General features: G+C 53.1%; 17 protein-coding genes. 5 read left to right on the top strand and 12 right to left on the bottom strand.

The window, feature by feature from the left end:
* Window positions 1–38: 38 nt before the first annotated feature.
* From VGK23_09455 to VGK23_09440, 4 genes are all read right to left on the bottom strand, one after another.
* On the bottom strand, window positions 39–311 hold the full coding sequence (locus tag VGK23_09455) for a hypothetical protein (protein ID HEY3420766.1): 273 nt from the start codon (window positions 309–311) through the stop codon (window positions 39–41).
* A gap of 203 nt (window positions 312–514) precedes the next feature.
* Window positions 515–1,501: a DUF1616 domain-containing protein gene (locus VGK23_09450; protein ID HEY3420765.1), complete on the bottom strand. Its 987-nt coding sequence runs from the start codon at window positions 1,499–1,501 to the stop codon at window positions 515–517.
* A gap of 250 nt (window positions 1,502–1,751) precedes the next feature.
* Complete coding sequence (locus VGK23_09445) at window positions 1,752–3,788, bottom strand: DUF2206 domain-containing protein (GenBank protein HEY3420764.1); 2,037 nt, start codon at window positions 3,786–3,788, stop codon at window positions 1,752–1,754.
* 231 nt (window positions 3,789–4,019) lie between these two features.
* Window positions 4,020–5,090 carry a glycosyltransferase family 4 protein gene (locus VGK23_09440; protein HEY3420763.1) on the bottom strand — a complete coding sequence of 357 codons (1,071 nt, stop codon included), beginning with the start codon at window positions 5,088–5,090 and terminating at the stop codon, window positions 4,020–4,022.
* A 367-nt stretch (window positions 5,091–5,457) separates the two neighbouring features.
* Here VGK23_09440 and VGK23_09435 point away from each other — a divergent pair, with 367 nt between their 5' ends.
* Window positions 5,458–6,036: a hypothetical protein gene (locus VGK23_09435; protein HEY3420762.1), complete on the top strand. Its 579-nt coding sequence runs from the start codon at window positions 5,458–5,460 to the stop codon at window positions 6,034–6,036.
* A gap of 251 nt (window positions 6,037–6,287) precedes the next feature.
* Here VGK23_09435 and VGK23_09430 read toward each other — a convergent pair whose 3' ends face one another.
* From VGK23_09430 to VGK23_09415, 4 genes are all read right to left on the bottom strand, one after another.
* Complete coding sequence (locus VGK23_09430) at window positions 6,288–7,316, bottom strand: acyltransferase (protein ID HEY3420761.1); 1,029 nt, start codon at window positions 7,314–7,316, stop codon at window positions 6,288–6,290.
* A 151-nt stretch (window positions 7,317–7,467) separates the two neighbouring features.
* On the bottom strand, window positions 7,468–8,589 hold the full coding sequence (locus VGK23_09425; GenBank protein ID HEY3420760.1) for a glycosyltransferase family 4 protein: 1,122 nt from the start codon (window positions 8,587–8,589) through the stop codon (window positions 7,468–7,470).
* Window positions 8,590–8,748: 159 nt separating this feature from the next.
* The gene (locus VGK23_09420; protein ID HEY3420759.1) at window positions 8,749–9,372 is read right to left on the bottom strand and encodes a DapH/DapD/GlmU-related protein; all 624 of its coding nucleotides are present in this window, start codon (window positions 9,370–9,372) and stop codon (window positions 8,749–8,751) included.
* 151 nt (window positions 9,373–9,523) lie between these two features.
* Window positions 9,524–10,597: a glycosyltransferase family 4 protein gene (locus tag VGK23_09415; protein ID HEY3420758.1), complete on the bottom strand. Its 1,074-nt coding sequence runs from the start codon at window positions 10,595–10,597 to the stop codon at window positions 9,524–9,526.
* 385 nt (window positions 10,598–10,982) lie between these two features.
* On the opposite strand from VGK23_09415, the gene VGK23_09410 reads away from it, so the two are divergent.
* A complete protein-coding gene (locus VGK23_09410; protein ID HEY3420757.1) occupies window positions 10,983–11,735 on the top strand; it encodes a GNAT family N-acetyltransferase in 753 nt (250 codons plus the stop codon).
* A 129-nt stretch (window positions 11,736–11,864) separates the two neighbouring features.
* A complete protein-coding gene (locus tag VGK23_09405; protein ID HEY3420756.1) occupies window positions 11,865–12,761 on the top strand; it encodes a phosphoribosyltransferase family protein in 897 nt (298 codons plus the stop codon).
* A 329-nt stretch (window positions 12,762–13,090) separates the two neighbouring features.
* Here the strand turns inward: VGK23_09405 and VGK23_09400 are convergent, their stop codons facing one another.
* Window positions 13,091–14,524: a right-handed parallel beta-helix repeat-containing protein gene (locus tag VGK23_09400; protein HEY3420755.1), complete on the bottom strand. Its 1,434-nt coding sequence runs from the start codon at window positions 14,522–14,524 to the stop codon at window positions 13,091–13,093.
* Window positions 14,525–15,208: 684 nt separating this feature from the next.
* Between VGK23_09400 and VGK23_09395 the strand changes: the two genes are divergently transcribed.
* Complete coding sequence (locus tag VGK23_09395; GenBank protein ID HEY3420754.1) at window positions 15,209–15,706, top strand: hypothetical protein; 498 nt, start codon at window positions 15,209–15,211, stop codon at window positions 15,704–15,706.
* A gap of 49 nt (window positions 15,707–15,755) precedes the next feature.
* Window positions 15,756–16,538: a hypothetical protein gene (locus VGK23_09390; GenBank protein HEY3420753.1), complete on the top strand. Its 783-nt coding sequence runs from the start codon at window positions 15,756–15,758 to the stop codon at window positions 16,536–16,538.
* A 7-nt stretch (window positions 16,539–16,545) separates the two neighbouring features.
* Here VGK23_09390 and VGK23_09385 read toward each other — a convergent pair whose 3' ends face one another.
* From VGK23_09385 to VGK23_09375, 3 genes are all read right to left on the bottom strand, one after another.
* On the bottom strand, window positions 16,546–16,899 hold the full coding sequence (locus VGK23_09385; GenBank protein HEY3420752.1) for a hypothetical protein: 354 nt from the start codon (window positions 16,897–16,899) through the stop codon (window positions 16,546–16,548).
* Window positions 16,900–17,504: 605 nt separating this feature from the next.
* Window positions 17,505–18,953 (bottom strand): ATP-binding protein, encoded by a 1,449-nt coding sequence (locus tag VGK23_09380; protein ID HEY3420751.1) that lies wholly within the window; start codon window positions 18,951–18,953, stop codon window positions 17,505–17,507.
* Window positions 18,954–19,080: 127 nt separating this feature from the next.
* A complete protein-coding gene (locus VGK23_09375; protein HEY3420750.1) occupies window positions 19,081–22,023 on the bottom strand; it encodes a PAS domain S-box protein in 2,943 nt (980 codons plus the stop codon).

Raw genomic sequence — 22,023 nt, 5'->3', positions numbered from 1 at the left:
GCAGACGAGATACGATTTCTAGACTACCAAGATTAAGATTAAATATCTCCAATTGTCTCATTATCTAATATGAGCTTAGTCATGGCAACTACGGCAGCAGTAAGCACTGCATCGAGTGCTATAACCATGACGGGGATCCTCAGCGGCGGTGTTGGAGGGGCATTGATTGCTATCCTCCTCGTCAGTCTGTTGTCGTCTCGTGAGCTCATAAGCGCGTCTTCGATCAGATCGAAGAGGATATTGGCGACGATGGATGCAGTAGTCATCCCGCTTCTGCTAGTGTTCGCGGCAACGGTCATATTCCAGATCATAGAGATCGTTAACCCGTTGAACTAAACTTTCATTTTCATATTTTATTGAATGGCATACTTGCATCAAATCTATTCGGGTCCGGCAAGCCCATCATGTTCATTTTCTGAATTCGTTCCCATTTGAGGCTTATACCTTTGAAATTCTAAGAAGTGCGCAGGATGCACAGCATTTGAGATCCGCCTCCTGATCGCACTGTGCTCGTTCAGGTGACGTTCAAGGGCAGGTTGAGACTAATCACGTTATTGTCTATCGCGTCGGTGATGCGGAACGACTCCGATGCAGCGTAGTTATTGTACGGGATCGGATCGGCCGGAAGGGCCGGCTCATGGTCGAGATAGAGCAGGAAGAACAGCTTATACACTCCGGGAAGCTGCACCTGGAACGTGTAGTTCGTCTCGTACTGCCTGGTGGTGTTGTCCTGGACATCGACCGGCACGTGAGCCAGGCTGATGTTCCTGGTCTCGAAGAGATACATCGAATGTATGCTGGTCACATTGTTCACGATGGTGATGCCGGTCAGCCAGACCTCCAGGGAGTAGTTCACCTGCCGGTGCTCGTGGTTGATTATGCCAAGAGTCACCGAGGCCGCCTGGCCCACCGCCAGGTTGTGCGGATAGTTTGTCGCCTTCCCCTCGCTGTTCTGGATGTAGAACTCGGTGAAGCTCTGTCCCTGAGGGGGATTGGCGACCACGAACATCAGGGCGAACACCGTGCCGAGGAGGGCTATGACCAATGCCACGCTCGCGATCTTCTGCATGTTGCCGCCCTTGCGGGCGAAGGAAGTGACCCATCTCCAGGCCTTCCCAGGAGCGACCGGAAGATATGGCCTCAGGGTTCTTATCCGGATGACCAGTCCGATCACTGCGAAGACCAGAGCGATCACGGAAATGATCGCCAGGATCGATGACAGTATTGCCCCGAACTTGGTCACGTTGAGACCGATGCCGACCACTGGGATGATGGCGATGCTGATGCCGAAGGAGATGGCCGCCCGCTCGAGGATGTTCAGGTCCTTGAGCGCGGGGAACAGGACCGACAATATCGCATATCCCGGAAGGAAAATGAGGAACGGTATGCCCAAGATGATCGGCAAGGTCGTGCTGGACAATGCCAACGCCGCCCCTATCAAGAGCAACGCGAGAATGATAATGGACAATAGGTCCCAGTTCTTGCGGTCCAGCATTTTCATTGGTAGGCCACAAAAAGGAAGTACTCTATATATAAATTGTTGAGGTAAAATCCGACTCAACCTTGTACAATTACATCAAACGGATCCGTTGAATGGACCATCCTGGCATCGACCTCTGACCGCGGACACTGATGGATCGATATAGCAAAATATGGACGGGAAACAATAATTTGCCGGACTATGAATCGCGACCTTATTCGCGAGACATGGCAGCGAGCTTGGTCCGTATACCGCGTCACATATCCAGGGGTCATTTGGTGTTGATGTACAGTGTCCTTGAATACTCGGAACTATACACCACCGGGTTGGCCCACAGCGAATCCACCGAGATGGGATGTTCCAGCCCTTTAGTATCGTAGAATTTCATCTGTTCCAAGTTATTATGGCCGAGATACATCAGTTCACCCGGATCGACAGGGTTGAACATATGATTGTCCCGATCTATATTGAACCATCCGAACCCACCGCAGACGATCCTGCCGATACGGTCGGCGGAGATCATCTGGCCAGAGATGAGGCTGCTTTGCGTCCACATCGCCTGCTTGAGCTCCGCATCGGTGAAGTTCGGATAGACCACGTCCGTGCTGAGCGCTATGGAGGTCGGACCGTCATTTGTCAGCGCATAGACCAGTCCGGTGTTGAAGAGCAGATAGACCGCTATGAACACGGCGGCGACGTGCATGGTCCTGTTCTTGAACCTCCTCAGACCTGGCAGGCCCATGATCCAGGTCAGCCCGAAATAGAACGTGGACCCGACCACGATCAGGACCAGGCTGACCATCCTGATGTCGCTGAAGAGCACCAGGAAATTCGAAGCGGTCAGGGATATGACCATCAATAGCCCGAACCCCACGCAAAGCGCGGAATAACTGTCGATGCCCTTCCGCTTGTGGTACACCTTGGCCAGTACACCCAGTGCCACTATCACCACCATCAGGATATAGGCATACTTGCCGATCGAATGCACCAATGACGTGGCCGAACCGACCCTGTCCGCGACCACGCTGCTGGTGAAGGAAAGCTCCTCCACCACGGAGGTGTAGACACTGTTCCCTATCTGATGGAGCGAACCGAGGACGCCCTTGGCCCCGACATACAGAAGCCAGGTCAGTTCTATGACTATTAAGGTCAGGACATGCCACCCGGAGAATAGCGGTTTGTCCTTTGCCTTGAACAGCACCCGGACCACGTAATAGATGGCCAGAATGCCTAGGAACAATAAGGTCGTCCCATAATGAGAGGTGATCAGGCCGAATCCGAACATGATGCCCAGCGCGGCCTTCTGGAACTCGGTGAAATCGACGAACATGGCCACGATCAGGAGCGAGATCAGGAAGAGCTCTCCGATCTCCTGGCGGGCAAGGGACGGCATCTCGAACAGGAAACCCTGGATAAGGATGAAGAGAAGCGCCGCGATCACACCGGCATTATCATTGGCCATCTTGGATGCCAGCAGATATACGCCGACTGGGACGATGGCGAACAGGAACGGATAGACCAGCTTGAATATCCACAGCACATCGATGTTGCCGACCCAGGAAAGGACCGGAGCAAACACGCCGATGCTGAGCATCGCATTGACGTTCGATCCGAAGTCGATGTTCCAATATCCCTGGGATATGGTCATGTTGGCTACCGAGTACTCGTAGAATATGTCATATCCAGTGATGAAATCGGATATCACCACGTAGTTGAGGAGCGAGGAAAGGGCTATGGCGAAGACCATGACCATCTTGGTCTGCAACGTGAGGTCCTTCTTCAGGACCAGGATCATGGCGGTGATCAGCACCAAGAACCAGAATGCCACGCTGACGATGTTCTCCTTGTACTGGTTCATGATCACGGAGCCGAGTATGCTCATCACCACGAGCAGGGCGGACAGGATCACGTAATGAGGCATGTCCACCTTGGTCGATGGTATCCTCAGGTCCTTGGAGATGACCATCAGGATCAATATGACCGCTGACATGACCAGCAGCACGTTGACCCTCGTGAGGAGGGCCATGCCGAGCACGCCGCCCACCAACGATATTGACATGCCAAAGAAATCGATGATGGCGATTCCGGAAGCGGCGCATATGAGCCCGAGGATCGAAACCGATTTCATCTTGAGGTCCAAGAGTCCCAGGATGAACTTTGCAGGATAAACGATGATGAAGATGACGTCAAATGCGGAAACGAAGGGATTGGAGTAGTGGAAATATTCTTGGGTCAATATGGTTACGACGAAGGCAAAGAATAGCATTACGTCGATCAAATATTGCCTTGAATATTTTCTCAGGTGCATTCAAGGTCGAATAATCCATCTAACATAAAGAGAATTCCGTTTAACACCGAGTGCCGATGATTCGTCAACCGGTCAAAGATTTTGGTACACCTTCAACAAACGAAAGCAATGATCTCGTTACATCGATTTCAGCGTGAAGATCGTTAACACCGACAAAGGAAATATGGTCGTCCGTCAAAATGCCAGGAATTCAGGAAGACCTATTCCCATATCCATTTTGGACCCAGATGATCAATCCCTGTTCCCCTTGAACAGGTCGATGTACTGGTCTATAGCCGATTTCCAGGTGAAATCGACCCGGTTGGTCCTCGGCTTGCCCGAGCTCTGCCTTACATAGTCGATCAGTTCCCTGGATGCCATCTTGTCGTCACCGTTGTCATAGCACTTGCCCAGGCCCATGTCCTCCACGAACGCCAGCGACGGGATGTTCGGGACGACGCACCTCAGCCCCCGGTTGACCGCGTCCAGCAGTGTCAACGGGCATCCCTCGTAGATCGAGGCCATGAAGAAGAACTCGGCCTCATCATAATAGGGGAGGATGGCATCGTGGTCGAGGAAACCCTTGAAACTGATGGAACTGTCCTTGTTCTCAGATCTCAGCGAGGCGTACTCCGGACCGTCCCCGATGATGACCAGGGAACATCCTTCCACCTCCTTCTTGATGGACCCGTAGAGCCGGATGATCCTTCGCACGTTCTTGATCTTGTCCAGTCTCCCGACGTAAAGGAAGCTGGCATCTTTGCGTGACCCGCTCTGCGGAGCCTTGAGGACGACTGGGAATATCGAACCGTTCCTGACGATCCGCTTCCTTTCCGGCCCGATGTTGATCAGCTCGTTGCAGACGCTCTCGGAAACGCAGGTCACCTCGAACCCCGAGCGTGCGATCTCCCGGTTCGACCATACCTCCAGGACGGAGGTGACGAACACGTATGCGGTGAAGAACAGGGAGCGGAACTGTCTGTTCTTGCCTAGCGACGTGGAATGCACCGTGGCGACCATCGGCCTCTTTGCTCGATATTTCCTTAAGAGTATCGGATTATGGAGCCAGATGGCGTCATAGTTCTGGTCGATCTTCCTCAGTTCCTTGAGGGCGTTCTGCCAGAAGAAGACCAGACCGATCCGGCCAGGAAACCCGGTGGACGGGACAACGACGTGCGGACCTTCTGGAGAGCAGATCTCCACCTCCACCCCGTTCTTCTTCAGCTCCTCCGACGCTTCGAAGACCACCCGAGCGATCCCAGACCCGCGTTTATGGTCTGCGCTAAGGTTCACATACTCGGATGTCACGATGAGGAGCCGCATGGTTCATCGGAATGGCAGGCAACATTTTTAACATGATGCCTTTCCTTCCAGTTCTTGCACATTGGGAAATACGATAGGGATCTCGCTAGTCCAGGCGACCGTTTTCCCCATGAATAGTGGTCAAGCACCTTCTGCCGACCATGACGACCATGTCCTCGACCGGATCTCTGTTCGTTTGGTACGTTTCCAGGCCTCGGTAAACCCTTCGATATCACCTCATTGGCGGTAAGGCCGCGTCTTATGACCAGGTCGACCTGCTGAGGCCGGTCTATGATGAAGGGTTTCCCACTTTCATATCCATCGCATGTCATGATATATTTGAGAATGAATCACAAAATGGTTTATGTGCTGTCGCTATTCTTCACCGATGATCCAATCAAAGGAAGATCTTGAATTGTATCTCGACTCTGACCGATATTCGTTGGGGTACCATGACAATATTATTCCATTTCCAGTGCCGCTCGAATGGAAATTTCTAAAAAGATTAAGGAAGACAGAATACTATGTCAACTGCAGTCATAATATATTCACCAGAATTATCGCGACATACCATAAATACCAACTGATACGAATTTCTCTGAAAATGAGGATGGGCATCCCCCTGAACACGGTCGGACCAGGCCTGGCCATAATACATGGATCATGCATATTCATCAACGAATCCGCTAAAATAGGATACAATTGCCGGATACACGATTGTGTTAATATTGCGGCGGGGGCGAAGATCGGCAACAACGTTTATATTGCTCCGGGCGCCAAATTGCTCGATAACGCAGTGGTCGGGAATGATGTGGCAATTGGTGCCAATGCGGTCGTCCATGGTGAATTCACCAAAGATGGAGTGACGATCGGTGGAGTGCCGGCTCGGATCATAAAGGAGACGTTCTCACAATATGATTACATTAAAGGATATGATATCGCCAGAGGAAAAAAGGAACACCAATGAAAGAATGAAGATCGTTGACTATGGTCTTCATTGAGTTCCTTCAAGAACCTCATTGTATTATTTGAGGGGGTTTGTCTGGCGATTGGCGCACATTTCAGGAAATTATCGGTGGATCCCTTTAGCCATTTTCCCGATATCCTTCTGAGGTCGTCGATTCGTCAATATCTAAAGGATCGTTTTGCTCAATCCCTCGATTTCCCCGGGATCGATAAGCATCCCGTTCCTGCCATCCTCCATGGTCGACCAGTAGCCTATTGAGATCCGGATCTCAACCTATATCTGAACACCCCGTCCACCATCTTTTGCGCGTATATGGAAACTATGAACGCGAGCGGGATGCCGATGACGATGATTATGACCCGTATGACATTCTCATCCATATTGGAAATCACTGACGTAAGGGCACCCAGGACCGGCCCGGTGAAAAGGTAGATGGCATATGTCGATGTGGCTATGGTGGTCACCAGGAAAGACATCCTTCCTCTAACGAATCGCTTGAACAGATGGGCGAATTGAATGGATATCACTATTGAGATCGCCATCGCCAGGAACAAGGCGATCGTCACGAACGGATCGGTGAAATGCAATCCCCCTCCGGGAAAAATGAAGATCTTTACCGACCCGATCAAAAGAATGCCGGCAGCCAGACCTATTTCCGCTATCGTCGCCTGCGATCTCTTGATCTCCGATAACTTGGTCTTGTTTCCTATAATGATCCCGCTTACGAATAGCCAAAAGTAAAGGAAGATGGCGATATCGATGGTGCCGAATATTAGGTTGATGGACACCAGTCCTGCGAACAGGATCAATGAAACCAGGAGCACTGACACCTCGAATCGGCTTTGCATTTTCTGCGCCGCGTACAAGATGACCGGGAACATCAGATAGAAAACCAGGATCGCGCTCACGAACCAATATACCGGGAATTGAACCAGTACCGGATAGACCAGTATTTGGAATCCGCTGAACGTTATGATATTTCCGAGGAGATCGGACTTCGGCAGTGCATCAAAGACCAGGAGAAGTACCAGCACGATCCAGTACAATGGATAGATCCTGGAAACTCTCTTTATCAGAAATTTCTTCAGATCGCTCAGGTGATCGAAGCTTGGTTTTCTGATCATCAACGAATAGCCAGAAACAAAGATGAACAGGCTTAATCCAAAATATCCGAAAGTGCTCGCCACTAAAGTGGTCATAGTGGTTGCCTCGATGGTCAGGTATTGACGAAGATGACCGATCAGGATGGCTATTATGGCTATCGCCTTGAGAATGTCCACCTCGACCTGTCGAGAGCCCGTTCTAGATGGTTCGCCGCTAATGGTTCATTATCGTCCAGACGATATTTAGAATTTCACTTGGTACGATGCTCGACCGTCCGCATTGCCTGGACGCCCTGGGACGGGAATACCGCACTGCGGACAGGCCGGATCATGTACTTGTGCGGGCGTCCACCAGCTCATGGTACACCCCGACCGTCTTGGCGACCGTTTCCTTCCAGGAGTAGTGGTCCAGCACCTTCTGCCGCCCGAACATGCCCTGTTCCTCGACCAGTTTCCTGTCCGTGAGGTACGCCTCCAGCCCGGCGGCGATGCCTGCAACGTCACCATACTTGGCGGTAAGGCCGCATCCCACTGCCAGGTCGACCAGCTGAGGAAGGTCGGTGCAGACGAACGGGGTCCCGCTGCTCATGGACTCGAGCAACGTGCGCGGCATGCCCTCATGGTTGCTCGGAAGGGCGAACACCGTGGATTCCCGGTATAGCTGGACCGCGCTCTCCTGGTTCACGTTCTCTATCACCCGGACCTGGTCCTTGAGGCCGTATTGGAGCAGGGACTGGTCCACCTTTTCCCGGTCCGGCCCCTTGCCCACCAGCACCGCCTTGAACACGATCCCCTTGTTCTTAAGGTCCCTGAACGCCTCGATCAGGAACTCCAGCCCCTTTCCCTTGACCATCCGGCCCATCCAAAGGACCTGAGGGATCTCCGGTTTGCTGGCCGCGGGGGTGAACAGGGAAGCGTCGATCCCGTTGTGTATGACGCGGATGCGGTCCTCACGCACGCCGAACTTTAGGATCGTCTCCTTGTCCGGTTCGGTGTAGCAAAGGATGGCGTCTGCCGTCTTCAGCGTGGGGATCCCAACCATCGGGAAATAGAGGTCCTGCAGGGTCTTGGATGCGCTGGTCGAATAGACCCCATGGTTAGTGATCACGAGGGGCGGACCGCCCGTTCTGCGTATCAAGGCCGCGATGTTGGTTGAAAAGAAAAGATGAGCATGGGCGTGGATTATATCGAACTTGGAACGATTCTGGAGAAGATAGGTCACCAGACCGATCTGGAAGGAGTTACCCAACATCCTGACAGGTGTCGGCAGACGGACGATCTTGTAACCGTCACGCTCTTCGTAACGCTTCTTGTTGGACGGCGTCATCGATGTTACCACCGTGACATCGTATCCCATCTTGCTTTGCTGCTTGGACATCTCATGAACATGGATTCCAAGCCCTCCCGGAGTGTCTGGGTAGATATCGCTTGCTACTCGGAGGACCTTCATTTCTACTGGATAGTAAAACATGTTATTTATTAGGTGCGTCCAGAACATCCGAAAATTGCTGGTTGCGATGTCAACTGAATGGCATCAAATTCATTGATCAGAATTCATCACGATCTTATGTGTTCAGTTGCCCAAGACCGATAAAGACCGGACAGATCCTCAGTTCTTGGATTCCTTTTCCTGCCTGGCCTTCAGTCTCTCGATCGAATTGATATGCAGCTTTCTGGAACCCTTCTCGGATATCTTCCTTGCTGGCACGCCACCGATCGAGATGCCGTCCTCAAGGAAGGATTTGGTGACCACGGCATTTGCCCCGATCGCCACATTGTCACCGATGGTGATGGACCCGAAGATCTGGGCCCCCGGTCCGATGAACGCGTTTTTGCCGATGGTGGGACACCGGTCGGAAAAACCGGCCTGGGTCCCGATGGTGACGCCGTTGTTGATCCGGCAGTTCTCTCCGATCCTGGCATACCGGTTGACGATTATGGATCCCTGGTGTGCTATCGACAATCCGGGACCGAACACGTTTGGAGGGATCTCATACCCCAGCTTGAAGCCGTAACGGCTGAGACGATACTGCATGATCACCACGAAAGGCAGCCATATCTTACCCTTCCTGCAATTCGTGTAGTACTCCGTCTGACGGAGAATGCGCTGGAATTTCCAGATCCGATTTAGCAGCCTTTCCCTGATCCGCCCCAATGACCCTTCCGGGATGAACAGGGAGACCTCATCGGCTTTCATATAGAAAATATAATCCTGTTTAGATTCAATTGACATGACTGTGGACTGTCAGGAATCTGAAGATACATAAACCTTCGTTAATTACAGGACTGGCCAGATTGTATCTACTCGATCCATGCTGACATCATTCCAGCTGGAGGAAGCACAAAGGAAAATGGTGCAAGGCCTGGACCGGTCCGGTCCATGGCTACTTATGGCTGCCGTCCAGGACCTTCTGATAGGATTCCAGCGTCACTTTGGCGATCGGGGCCCATTGTAGGTACGCATCGGAATATTCCTTGGCCCTCTTCCCGATATCCTTCCTCAGGTCATCGTTCGCAAGAAGCTCGATTATGGCCTTGCTCAGGGCCTTATCGTCCCCGGGATCGACCAGTATGCCGTTCTTGCCGTCCGCGAGGGTCTCCTCGAAGCATCCCACCCGGGTGGCGATGGTCGGCTTGCCTAGTGCCAATGAGGTCGCCAGCACCCCGCTCTGCGTCCCTTCGATATAGGGCAGCACGACAACGGAGGCTCGTTGGAAGAGCTTGGAGACCTCTTCGTTAGGGATATAGCTGTTGAGCACCTCGATCCTGTCCTCGCCGGTGGTATCGATCCCGAGGGCCTTCAGGTCGCCGTTCCCGGCGATGATCAATCTGGTCTGAGGCCGGGCGCTCCATACGTCCTTCATCGCCTTGATCAGGATGTCTATCCCCTTGTACATGGTGATCCTGCCGAAGAACAGCAGCGTATCCGGCTCCTCGGGGACGTCATTAGTGGTCCCCTGGAAACGCCCATACTCACCGTGCGGGATCACGAACACCTGCTTGTTGGGATAGCATTTTCTGAACTTCTCTCCATGGACGATGATGTTCTGTGCCATGTTCATGAAAGCTGCGGTCTCTATTCCGGAATACCAGGAACCGGAGCCGATGTGGCGGACTGGATCGTGGATGGTCAGGACGATCTTCTTGTTGTCGAACATCCTCAGGACCGGAAAGAACCCAAGATTCCTCTCATTGATATGGATGATGTCTGGCCTGAAGTCCCGGATCTCATCGAACATTTCCAGGAACCTTTGGGGATGGAAGATCATACGGCCAAAGGCGGCCTTGCTGTTGGGGATCGGCATCTCGTGGATATCCACATTGTCGATCCAGCTTTTATCGAACCCGTACGGAGTGAACACGCGTAGCTCGCATATCTTCGACAGTTCATTGGCCAAACATGCGATATAGTGATTGAGCCCACCGGATATATTGAACGTGATCAAGGCGACGCGCATGGTAAAATCCAAAATCGATACAATAATCCACAACCTGTATTTTGAACTATTTGTCGCCAATGACGTCAAATAAAAATAAGTGGCTAGTGATGAGCATTGGTTTTTCAGGTCCTTTTGTGACCCGGGGTGACCCGGTTCCATTTATTATTCAACGGATATTCAAACGCCTAGTTTGTCGTCGTATGAAGATATCCTTTATCACGTACGGTCCTCCACTCGATTCGGGAAGGATCCGCAGTTCAGTCGACCCCCGTCACCCACCCAGATCAACGAATTATCGGATATCAATGTTCAGCTTTGAATCAATAATCAATATAAACTAGGCGGGGAATAGCCAAATCGAAAGAACGAATTGGTAGATATCATGATTGAATTCCGCAGAAAGATGGGACCATTCGTAATCAGCGAGATATGGTTTAGCGATGAGATCTACGACGTGGAAGGCGTAGACGCGGTTCAATTCAAGAATTCCACATTCTCCGAGGAAAAGCCTGGTTTCAAGATGGAGGTCTCTCAGACCCTGGTCTTGGACCTCAACCGAAGCATAGAGGATATCTGGAACGGGATGGACAAGAGGGAGACCAGGAATCACATCACCAAGGCCCTCGAGGATCCGACCATCGTCATCCGATTCAACGAGAAATACGCGGAGTTCGAGGAGATCAACAAAGAGTTCCGAAAGGTCAAGGGCCTTCCTCCGATGATGATAACACCCAATGAGATGGAGAAGAACAATTACTTCCTCTCCACCTATGAGAAGGACGGAAAGGTGCTGGGAGGACATCTCTGCGTCAAGGATGACAAGCACCTCCGGCAGCTGATATCGGGCAGCAACATCAACGAGGAGACCGGGGTGTCCCGAACGATCTACGGCCGGGCCAATAAGCTTGCTATTTGGCTCATGATAAAGCACTTCAAGGAACAGGGCCTCCAGGAGTTCGATTTCGGCGGATACGCCACCGTTGATGTGACCGAGGAGCTGGCTGGGATCAACCGCTTCAAGGCGGGCTTTGGGGGTACCCAGGTGGACAAGCACAGCTATATGAAGAGCTATTCCAAGTCGTACAACGCCAGCAAATCCCTGTTCCTGACCGCGCTGTCGGCGGGGAACAGGCTCAAGCGCTTCGGAAAGAAGTGATGGCAGGATAGCGAAACGGCCAGGCTGATGCCGGAACGAGCAATGACGAATTTCTCAATTAATGAGAAAGATTCTTAAATGGACTATTCCAATAACAATCGCTAAAGGACCGAGTAGCTGATCATGTCGATGAAAGATAGATTCGGCGCCATTAGGCACAGGATTTACTACAGTGATAAGTTCCAGTTGCCCAGAACAGTGCTGCATAAGATACACTATGGAAGTCCGAGGTTCGTCAGCAACGTGGAGATGGCTGGATTCGTGGACGAATGGGTCAAGACCTTCGATGTCCAATACGATCTCATAGTGGGGGTGCCCAGAAGCGGACTGCTCATCGGCTGCATAATCGCGACAAAGCTTGCGAAACCACTTGCCACACCGGACGGCTCGCTATGGATGAGCAAGTCCATCCACATAAGACCCATCAGGAAGGTCCTAGTGGTCGATGATTGTATCACAACGGGCAAATCGATCAATGAGGCGGCCGAAAGAATCAGGGCAAAATACCCCGGGGCGGAAGTACGAACCGGCGCGCTGTTCGCCAATGACAAGAACAAGGAGATGGTCGACAGCTATTACACGATAATCAACGGATATCAGCTGTTCCAATGGAACATGATGCATTACAAGCTGGGTCCGGTAGGGTTCGATCTAGATGGTGTGATATGCGAGAGCACCCCGAAGGTCAGCAGTGAAGACAGATACCTAGAGTTCCTGACCAAGGCACGCCCTTATCTCATTCCCGAGTTCGAGATCGATTACATCATCACCTCAAGACCCGAAAAGTATCGGCCGCAGACGGAGAATTGGCTGAAGGAAAATCGTGTGAAGTTCAAGAATCTGATCATGTGGAATGTTCAGAAGGAACCGAGCGATGTGGAATCTGCAGCATCCTTCAAGAGCAAGATGATCACAGAATCACAGATATTCTATTATATGGAGAGCAGTATAAAACAGGCTGAGCTCATATGGGGCGCCACGAGAGTGCCCTGCCTGTGCATCGATGAGATGAGGATCATAGACTGAACCCGTTTCGGTCATGAGCCCCGCGATCCATATCAAAGGGCGCCTGATCCGCCGAAGACTCTGCCACGAGTCGGCGACTATTCTCTCAGGTTCTTGTTATCTGGAATATTATCCTAGAAAAACACAGTCTTCTGGATATCAAACAGTTTATGCAGTGAGCCATTGATAGTTTTCGGCATTCCATGGGAACCATCGATCGGAACTGAAAACATTGACATGAATACATCCGATCAATAATTTGAAAAAAACGGAATTGACCGCCCCGCTCGGCGCAGGGCCGGTCATCTTGGTAAGGTTTGTCGCCTACGATAGGGCAGTGACCTGATGGGTCACAGGTCGCTCGCACCGTTCAGCACGTTCCCAGTCCTCATGATGTCGGTTCCCTTCAGGTATATTCCGACGTTGCAGGACTTGATTATGTTCGCGGTCACGATCAGGTGGTTGGTTCCGGTTATCTCACATATGGCGTAGTTGAAACCGCTGATCTGGTTGCCCTTGACGATGTTGTAATATGAGGTACCGGAGGTGGCGTATAACCGTATGCCGTAGTTGCTCTTGGAGTTCTTGCCGTCAATGATCGTGTTGTCGCTGATCAGGTACGAGTTGCAGTTCACTCCAACGATGGCGTCCTTTCCCCAGGTCTTGATGATGTTGCCGGTTATCTTGTTGTCGTGGGCGCCGGTCGAGTATATCGCCGCGGTGTTGCCTGCCGTGTAGGTAACGATATTGTTCGATACGATGGAGTAGTTGCATGGCGTCAGTATGATGAACTCACCGAACGCCCCATAGACGCTGTTACCGCTCACCATGATGTGGTCGTTCGGCCGGTCATACCCCTTTATCGCATATGACGTGATGACCGGAGTTGCGTAGCCGTTCCAGGTCGTGGCACCGAGGAACAGGCTGTTGGTGATGGTCACGTTGTTCGCCGGTTCCATGTCGATCGAGGACATGGAGGCCTTGGTGATCTTGCAGTTATCTATCAGGATATGCGAGGACGCGACCTTCGTTGGACTGGCCTCACCGAAGGCGATGCCTGTTCCATAATCTGCGAATGCCGTGCCCCCGATGTTGTAGAACACGCTGTCCCTGACCGTGCAATAGTGGGAATTGGTCATATAGACCCCCTGTCCAGCACTGACGTCGTGGGCATAGATGTTGCGGACCTGACAGTTGATGGCGTCCTGGAAGTTGACGCACCTCATGACCTGCCCGCTGGACCTGACCGCCTTGTTACCGTCCACCTGCAGGTTGCTGATGGTCACCCCGGTAGGGTGGTTAGCGCTTTGCTGAGCCTTTGGTATGGCCAATGTGCCATCGGCCTTGTAATAGTCGTTGGTCACTTTGAGGACGGAGTCATACAGGGAGGATGTGACCTTAAGAATGGTCCCGTTGCCGTCGCCGGTGATCGAGGTCGACCAGGTATAGACCGGTCTGGACATGTCATAGGTTCCGGATTTGATGTAGATGTTCCCGCGTGCCGACCTGTCAACCGCCTTCTGCATCGCCAGACCCGCATTGGTTTCCCTGATCTCGATCGCCTGGGTGGTCGTGTTCCTGGCACAGGTGTAACCCGAGGCGTCCTTGAAAATGACGTAGTTCGATTCCACGACAATGGATCCTGGGCCGCTGGCCGTTGAGGGCGCACCCTCACCCTGGACGAACATTGCCGCGCCAACGGCTGTGCCGATGAGTGCTCCGACCAGAAGGATAGAGAGCACCATTAAGGACCGGCCCTTTAGATTGAGCTTGGTCTCGATCATGTGTAACAACCGCCTTTCTTCGTTGATTTGTCTCCAATTGCCTTCGTTCCATTACCTGCTCTCATATCCCTGTCCTTCCATGACAAACCCATCTTCATCAGCTTCATCTGTGTCACCCTGATTGTTTGAGATCTGCTCGGACTGGGTTAAGAGGGTACAACGCGGCTTTGATAGTCGACTTCGGTTTTCCTCTTTAGTCCGTCGATTAAGAAAAAGCAACCCGATGTAGTGTTATTAAACCCGAACATCTAGGTATCATAATTGATTTCGAAATCGCTCGTTTTTCGATATTCGGCTGAGTGTTTTTCGATACGATACTTCGGTATAAATTACGCTATAGGGTCGAGATTTCTGTAAAATTCCGTCATATTTTGGAAATATATGGCATTAGGATGTGAACATAGTTGCATTTTTGATAATGACACTGACCTGTCCCTAGATTATTATTATGAAAATATAAATTTTTATAAACTAATTATAATCACAAGAAAACGATAATATCCGAACTCGTTAGCGTTGAACGGACCGGTCTTTTTACATTATGCGGAGCTAGCTTTCAACTATCCGAACATATCCCTTGTTGAGTGAAGAGGTCAGGAAGGAACCCTTGATCATGAGCCGGTCGTTCTCCCCAATCCGATCTACCACAGCACTCATATTCCAGCATGTTCTTCCAGTCATCGGATGCACATCATCGACATCACCTTCCGCTCTGCTTCGGACACGCCGCTGTCGACCATTATGACCATCCAGGGAGTGATGGTCTTCTGGTCGCCGGCATCCAAGGCAAACCCCACCTGCATCGAACGGGGATACATCTTGCGCCATCTGGCAGCGCACAGCAATCAGCTCGACCGGGGCACCGATGTCATGATTGGAATGATGAACCCGGGTGAGGATGAAGCGAAGGAACTGCGCGACGTGGAACTGGCCGAGACCATCCTGATCGAGGTGGGCAAGGCCATCAATTGCGCCGCCAAGGAGACCGATGACCATAGCCTCGAACAGCTTCAGCGTTCCGTGGAAAAGAACAACGGCGTCCGCCTGCGCATATGGGGGCGCCACCCGCTCCGCCGCCCGAACGCAGCCACTTCCCGTCTTGATGGCCCGGTGGACGTGACCGTGACGATGGATCCGGAAGGCTACCTTCTTTTCAAGGCGCCTTGGCGCAGACGGTCTTAAGCGACCGACAGACAAAACCAATAAGCAGGCACAGGTTGTTGTCGGGGCCATGGCAATCCGTATGACCAAGCGCCAGAACATGAACCTGGTGCTTGGCATAGCTCTCCTTGCGGTCGGTATCGTTGTTTCCGTGGTCCTCAAGACTATGGAAGGCAGCATTGTCATCAAGGACGGGCAGGAATCGGCATACAGCGTAGACCCGCTGGTCTATGTGATCATGTCCGGGATAGCCCTGATAGGAGCAATGATAGTCGTTCTGACAGTCACAGAAGGTCGCTGGCCATCGCGAAACAATGAAAAAGAAGCGGGCGTTGCGGACCTGAGACATGAGAAACGGATGACACCCGCCCAGAAGGCCAAAATGAGGAGGGAAGGAGTATCTGATCCCGAGAAACACCGAAGCAAGAGGAAGAACGGAAGACCGGCAGAGGAAACGGCACCTCAACAAAGTAAGAGCCGTAAGTCCGAAACGGTCAAGGACACTGGATCAGCGATCGCCCAGGACAACGAGCTGGAGATCCCTTCGGCCAAACCTGCTGAACCGGTCGATAACAAAGAAATAATGCTGATGACGAAAACTGAGCCGGAACCGGTCATCGAGGCTGAAGTAGGTCCGGCCCAGGCGATAGCGGGCCCGGCAGAGGTATCGGATGCTGAATCGGCCGTTGCTCCGGCAGCGGAACCGGTAAAATCGGAGAGATATGTTCCGCTAAAGGTGGAGGCGATCGGCCGCTGCCCCATGTGCGGCAAGGTGGTCGTGATCGGAAGTCCCGAATGCTTCAAATGCGGCTGGAAGGTCGTGCCGGAGAATCTGGTCGGTTTCGATGATTAGGGTCATCTCAAGTTTGCTCGTCCTTCTCCAGTTCCATCAACCATTTCCTGCCGAAGAACGTCGTGCCATACAGTTCGCACAGCCTGTTGATCCGGACATCTCCGCTGGTCTCCTCCAGACCCCTGACGGTGGTGCATACGAGGTATTTCAGGGCGAGGAGGTCCTCGACCGCCTTCTTCGGGTTTGATCCTTTAAGACCGGGCAGATTAACGATCTCGTCCCATCTCATTCCCCGCTTATCCCTTTCCTCCGAATCGATGATCGAGCGGACTATCTTACGCATCATCTCAAGGCGGGCTGATCGCGCCTTCTGCTCATCGGTCACGTGATCGGGAGCATCGGTCCGAAGGTCATCCGACAATTACTTCCCCGAGGAAAACAGCTCTGTGTTCAATATTTAATTATAACGAAGGTCGCGCGGCGAGATGAGCGTGTCGGCGGCACTATGCCAATTCTTTCAGGAGAATTACTGTAAAGAGATGACGCGCCCGACCGGATTCTATCAGAAACGTGGGGAAGTTGGAGAAGGTCCCGGTCGGACGCGCATTCTCCTTATGGCAGAGGAAGGTTAAAAGTGTTTTTGCTCCAAATATTGGCGCAACGACCATGCTATTGGTGACAAAACACCACCTGGCTATCATCTACGGTCAGGAATATTGGTAAGAACGTCACCTCATGCTCCAGATACTTTCTGCAATGCTTAATGAACGTCCGGATGCAGTTAACAATCGCAACATTGTTTTATGCATTTGGCCCCCGAAGCCAATCTGAATGGAATATGACCCATTTTACGGCAAATACGGGATGGTTGAGACCTCGCCACGCTTCTTGGATCGCGCCCGCCGTCCGTCCATTTCCGAGAGGATCATCGGCTGAAGCGATAATCATACGATCTTCAGGCATAATGTCAAGTTCTCAGATAAAACTCATCACAAGCACGGAAAACGAGGAACTATTCAAAGCTCCTCAGTTCGCATTTGCTGGCAGGGAGAAGTAGAACGTCGTGCCGACGCCCTGCTCCGACTCGAACCAGATCTTGCCACCATGACGCTCGACCACCTTCTTGCAGATGGCCAGACCGATGCCGGTTCCAGGGAACGTTTCCCTGGGATGCAGCCTCTGGAACATCTGGAAGACCTTGTCCGAATACCCCATGTCCATGCCGATGCCGTTGTCCTTGACCGAGAAGACCCATTCCCTGCCATTCATCGAGGCCGACACCTTCACCTCCGGAGTGATGCCACGGCGGAACTTGAGCGCGTTGCCGATCAGATTCTCCATCAGCTGGACCATTTGCTGGAAATCGGCATGCACCTCCGGCAGGTCATCCACGGAGATCTCAGCGCCAGTGGCCTCGATGGTATCCTTGAGGTCCTTGAGCGTGGTGATCAACACCTGGTCCATGGGGACCGGGCCGAACGGCACCACCGATGTCTCCACCCTCGAGTAGGTCAGGAGGTCGTCCACGAGGGAGTACATCCTTTTGGACCCCTCCACCGCGAAGCCGATGTATTCCCTTGCCTGGTCATCGAGCTTGTCGCCGTACCGGCGGTCAAGCAACTGCACATAGGTGGTTACCATCCGCAATGGCTCTTTCAGATCGTGCGATGCCACATAGGCAAACTGCTGCAGTTCCCGGTTCGAACGGAACAGGTCCTCGTTCTTCTTCGCCAGTTCCATCTCTATGGCCCTGTGCTCGGTAAGGTCCATGGCCACCGATACCGCGCCGGTGATGACCCCGTCGTCATCCTTGATCGGGGCAGAGGATATCAGCAGCGTGCTTCTCCTCGCATCAGGACGTTCAATGTCTATCACCTCTCCCGCCACCGTTTCCCCTCTTTCCACCGAGCGGGCCATTGGCCATTCGTCCGGGCGGAGCTGAAGACCGCTATCAATGTGATATCCCTTGTATGAGGTGGGCTCCTTGGTATCACGGTCCATGGTGAACTGCCCCCCCCATATCCGGTCCATTTGGCCGTTCGCCTCGTCCGACTGGGTCTTCTTGTCGGTGATCGCCACACCTACCGGAAGCGTGTCCAATATGGCCCGGAGACGGTTCCTCTCTTCGGCCAGATGGGCATTGGACCTTATCTGATAGTTCCCCAGCATCGCCACTATCCAGACCACCACGATGGAGAACGGTCGGTTGATCGCTATGTTGGAGGCGAACCCGGCCGCGGCGAAGAATAGACCGAACACGCTGGCGATGGTTGATAGGGCAGCCACCAGATAGACCAGCCTGGCCTTACCGGTGAAATAACTGATCACCACCGGGATGATGTAGAAATATCCTATCATCATCTCCGGTGCCCTTTCCAGGTCGATGACGATGAGAGCAACGAAAACCACCAATGAAAGGTAGAGGAATATCAGCGGATCATTGCGCCAAAACGGTTCGTCGTTCAATATGACCATGCCATACGAAAGGCAATAGGTAATCGGGATATTAATGCTCACGACCCACGGCAACAACCTTGTGCCGCTTCTCCGCTGGGATAGCGAAATCCATCACGTTTGTCGAGCGAAGGACGGCCTATTACAGTTAGCGGTCCCCAGTGATACGATAGGCACCGCATGGCACGAAGACCTCGAACCGGGCCCCTTTCCCGAACTCCCCCGTCTCCTTGATGGACATGCCGGTTATTGCCAGCAGCTCTGCCACGAAATGCAGGCCATGGCCCATCCGGTTCTTGTACCCCCATTCGAAGATCATCTGTTTGTCGGAATCGGCTATCCCTACCCCGTTATCCTCGAAGATGATCTCCAGTCCCCACTCGACCTCCCGGTAGCCGACGGTGATCTTGGTGACATGCTGACCGTGCTCGCACGAGTTCTCTATGATGTTGCGGAAACCCTTGGGGACCATCGGGTCCGCGAATATCTCCACTCCGTGCAGCCCGCACTCCAGCGTGATGTTGCCCAGGTCCATGTCGGAACGGGCCGAGAAGCATTCCTTCGTCAGCGATATCCAGGTCGCCTCCTGAGCGCCCAACCCCTGGTATTCCTTGCTGAAGTCCATCTGGGCGGAGATGTCTATCGCCAGCTGGGATGCCTTGGATAGATAGGTCTTGATCTGTGGGTCGGTCTCCTTGAGGTTCGCCAGCTGCATGAACCCGGCCATCGCCGATATCCTGTTCTTGACATCGTGACGGGTCAGGTCCCCCAGCAGGGTAAGCTTGCGGTTGGCGATGGCCATCTTCATCTCCGAGTTCTTGCGTTCGGTGATGTCCACGATGACCGCCAATATGTGCTTCGGGATACCCTGGTCATCATAGAGGAGCGATCCCACCACGTGCCCCCACCACATGCTTCCGTCCTTGCGGACCCAGTGCCGGTCCACGTTGGCCTTGTCCACCTGATGGTTGAGGAGCGAGCTGACCAGCTCCGACTCCTCGGCCCGGATGCGGGGCGTTTGCAGGTCGTAGACGTTAAGACCCTTGAGCTCCTCCGGGAAGTAACCCATCATCTTAGCGAACTGATCGTTGGTCTCGATGATCGAACCGTTCAGGTCGGCGATGGTGATCGCCAGCTGGGTGTTCTGGAACAGCGTGCGGAAACGCCGCTCCGACTCCGCCAGACCCTCCTCGGACTCCTTCTGGGGGATGACATTGTGCACCATCCCTATGAGGTGGCTCTTGACCCCGTTCCGGTCCTTCAACACTGAAAGGGATATCGTGGCGCTCCACACCCTTCCGTCCCTGCGCCTGAAATCCGTCTCGATGTCCGTGCTGTCCAAGTTCTGTTCCAGCAATCGTCGCACCGATGCCGTGCGTTTGACTTCCATGGGCGGCTGGGTCACATCGGCCATGCTCAATTTCATCAATTCTGCCATCTCATGGCTCAGCATGTCGCTGAAGAGCTGGTTGGATTCCTGGAACCTGCCGTCCAGATCGATGATGAAGGTCCCTAGCTGTGAGTTGTCGAACATCGCCCGGAAACGTTCCTCGGATTCACGCCAACCCAGCTCGGCATTGCGGCGGTCGGTGATATCGCGGCTGACGCCGAGTATGGAAACGAACCTTCCCTCCGGATCATACAGCCCTCCCACCCTCACTTCCGTCCACACCGTGGTGCCGTCCTTCCTCGGCTGCTCCACCTCCCTGGTGCCCTCAGGGAAACGACCGGTGCGCTTGAGCGCTTCCAGTCCCTCATTGAGGAACTGCTTCACGAGTCTCGATGATTCGGGGGTGAGCGCTTGGTCAAGACCTTGGGCCATGACCTCTTCCGCGGTGTATCCGCGGAGCTGCTGCACCGACGGCGAGACGTAGGTGAACCGGCCTTCAGCGTCCATGGTCCATAGGACGTCCTTCGCGTTGTCGGCCAGCAATCGGTATCTCTGTTCGGAGCGGGCGAACTCTTCCTTGATGGCCTGGCTGCCCATTTTCGGTCCTATGTAGGTGACCAGGCCGCCCACTTCACCGGTCACGTCGTGCCAGGGACGCACATCATAGAAGATGTGCTCCATCCGGTTCTCCAGGGGGAAATCCAGCTCACCCTTCATGATCTTGCCGGATAGTGACTTGTCGCATATCTCCTTCCATTCGTCGGGGAGGCGGCTGAAGACCTCCACCGGCCTTCTCCCGATGACCTCCCGGTTGTACAGATCGAAGTCGGACAGATACTGGTCGGAGACCATCAGATAGCGCAGATCCATATCCTGGATGGCCATGGAATTGGGGGCATGGCCGACGATGTAGCGCACCATCTCCTCCGAATGCCGGAGCTCGTCCTCCTTCTTCCGGCGTTCGGTGATGTCACGGCCGTTCACCACTATCTGGTTCGGACCCAGTTCGGTGGGCATGACGGCGATGGAAGCCTCGATCAGCCGATAGGTCCCATTCTTATGGCGGAGCGATATCTCGTAACGCTCTGTCCGTCCCATCTTTATGGTCTGGATGATCTTGGCCAGGTTCTCCACCAGGTCCGGATGCGAATAGGTCTGGAGGTTGGTCCCGATGACCTCGTCCACCGAGTAGCCCAATATCTTGGAGATGGATGGCGAAACGTACCTAAGCGTGCTGTTCCGGTCCATGACCCCGATGATATCCATGGAGTTCTCGATCATCGCCCGGAAACGCCTTGCATTGTGGGTCATGGCGTCCTCGGCCTGCCGGCGCCTGGACATTTGGATCAAAAGGTTCTTCAGTTCCGCGAACTGGGATGAGGGCTCCCCTCCCTTCTTCAGGTAGAAATCCACGCCGTTGTTGAGCGCATCGATGACGACCTCCTCACGGCCGCGGCCGGTGAAGAGCACGAACGGGGTCACGTCCCCTTTCGAGCGGAGCGCCTTGAGGAACTCGACACCGTTCATCGCCGGCATCTGGTAATCACATATAACGGCATCATAGTCCCCTTCCATGACCTTTCGGATCGCCTCGTCCACGGACGTGGTCGTGTCCATGGTGAATTCGACGCCGTCCTCGATAAAGTCCTTGGCGAGCTCAAGCAGCAAAGGCTCGTCGTCGATGTAGATCGTCCTGATCAT

It is taken from the genome of Methanomassiliicoccales archaeon (assembly GCA_036504055.1).
Lineage (GTDB): Archaea > Thermoplasmatota > Thermoplasmata > Methanomassiliicoccales > UBA472 > DASXVU01.
This window is presented reverse-complemented; position numbering and strand designations above follow the sequence as displayed.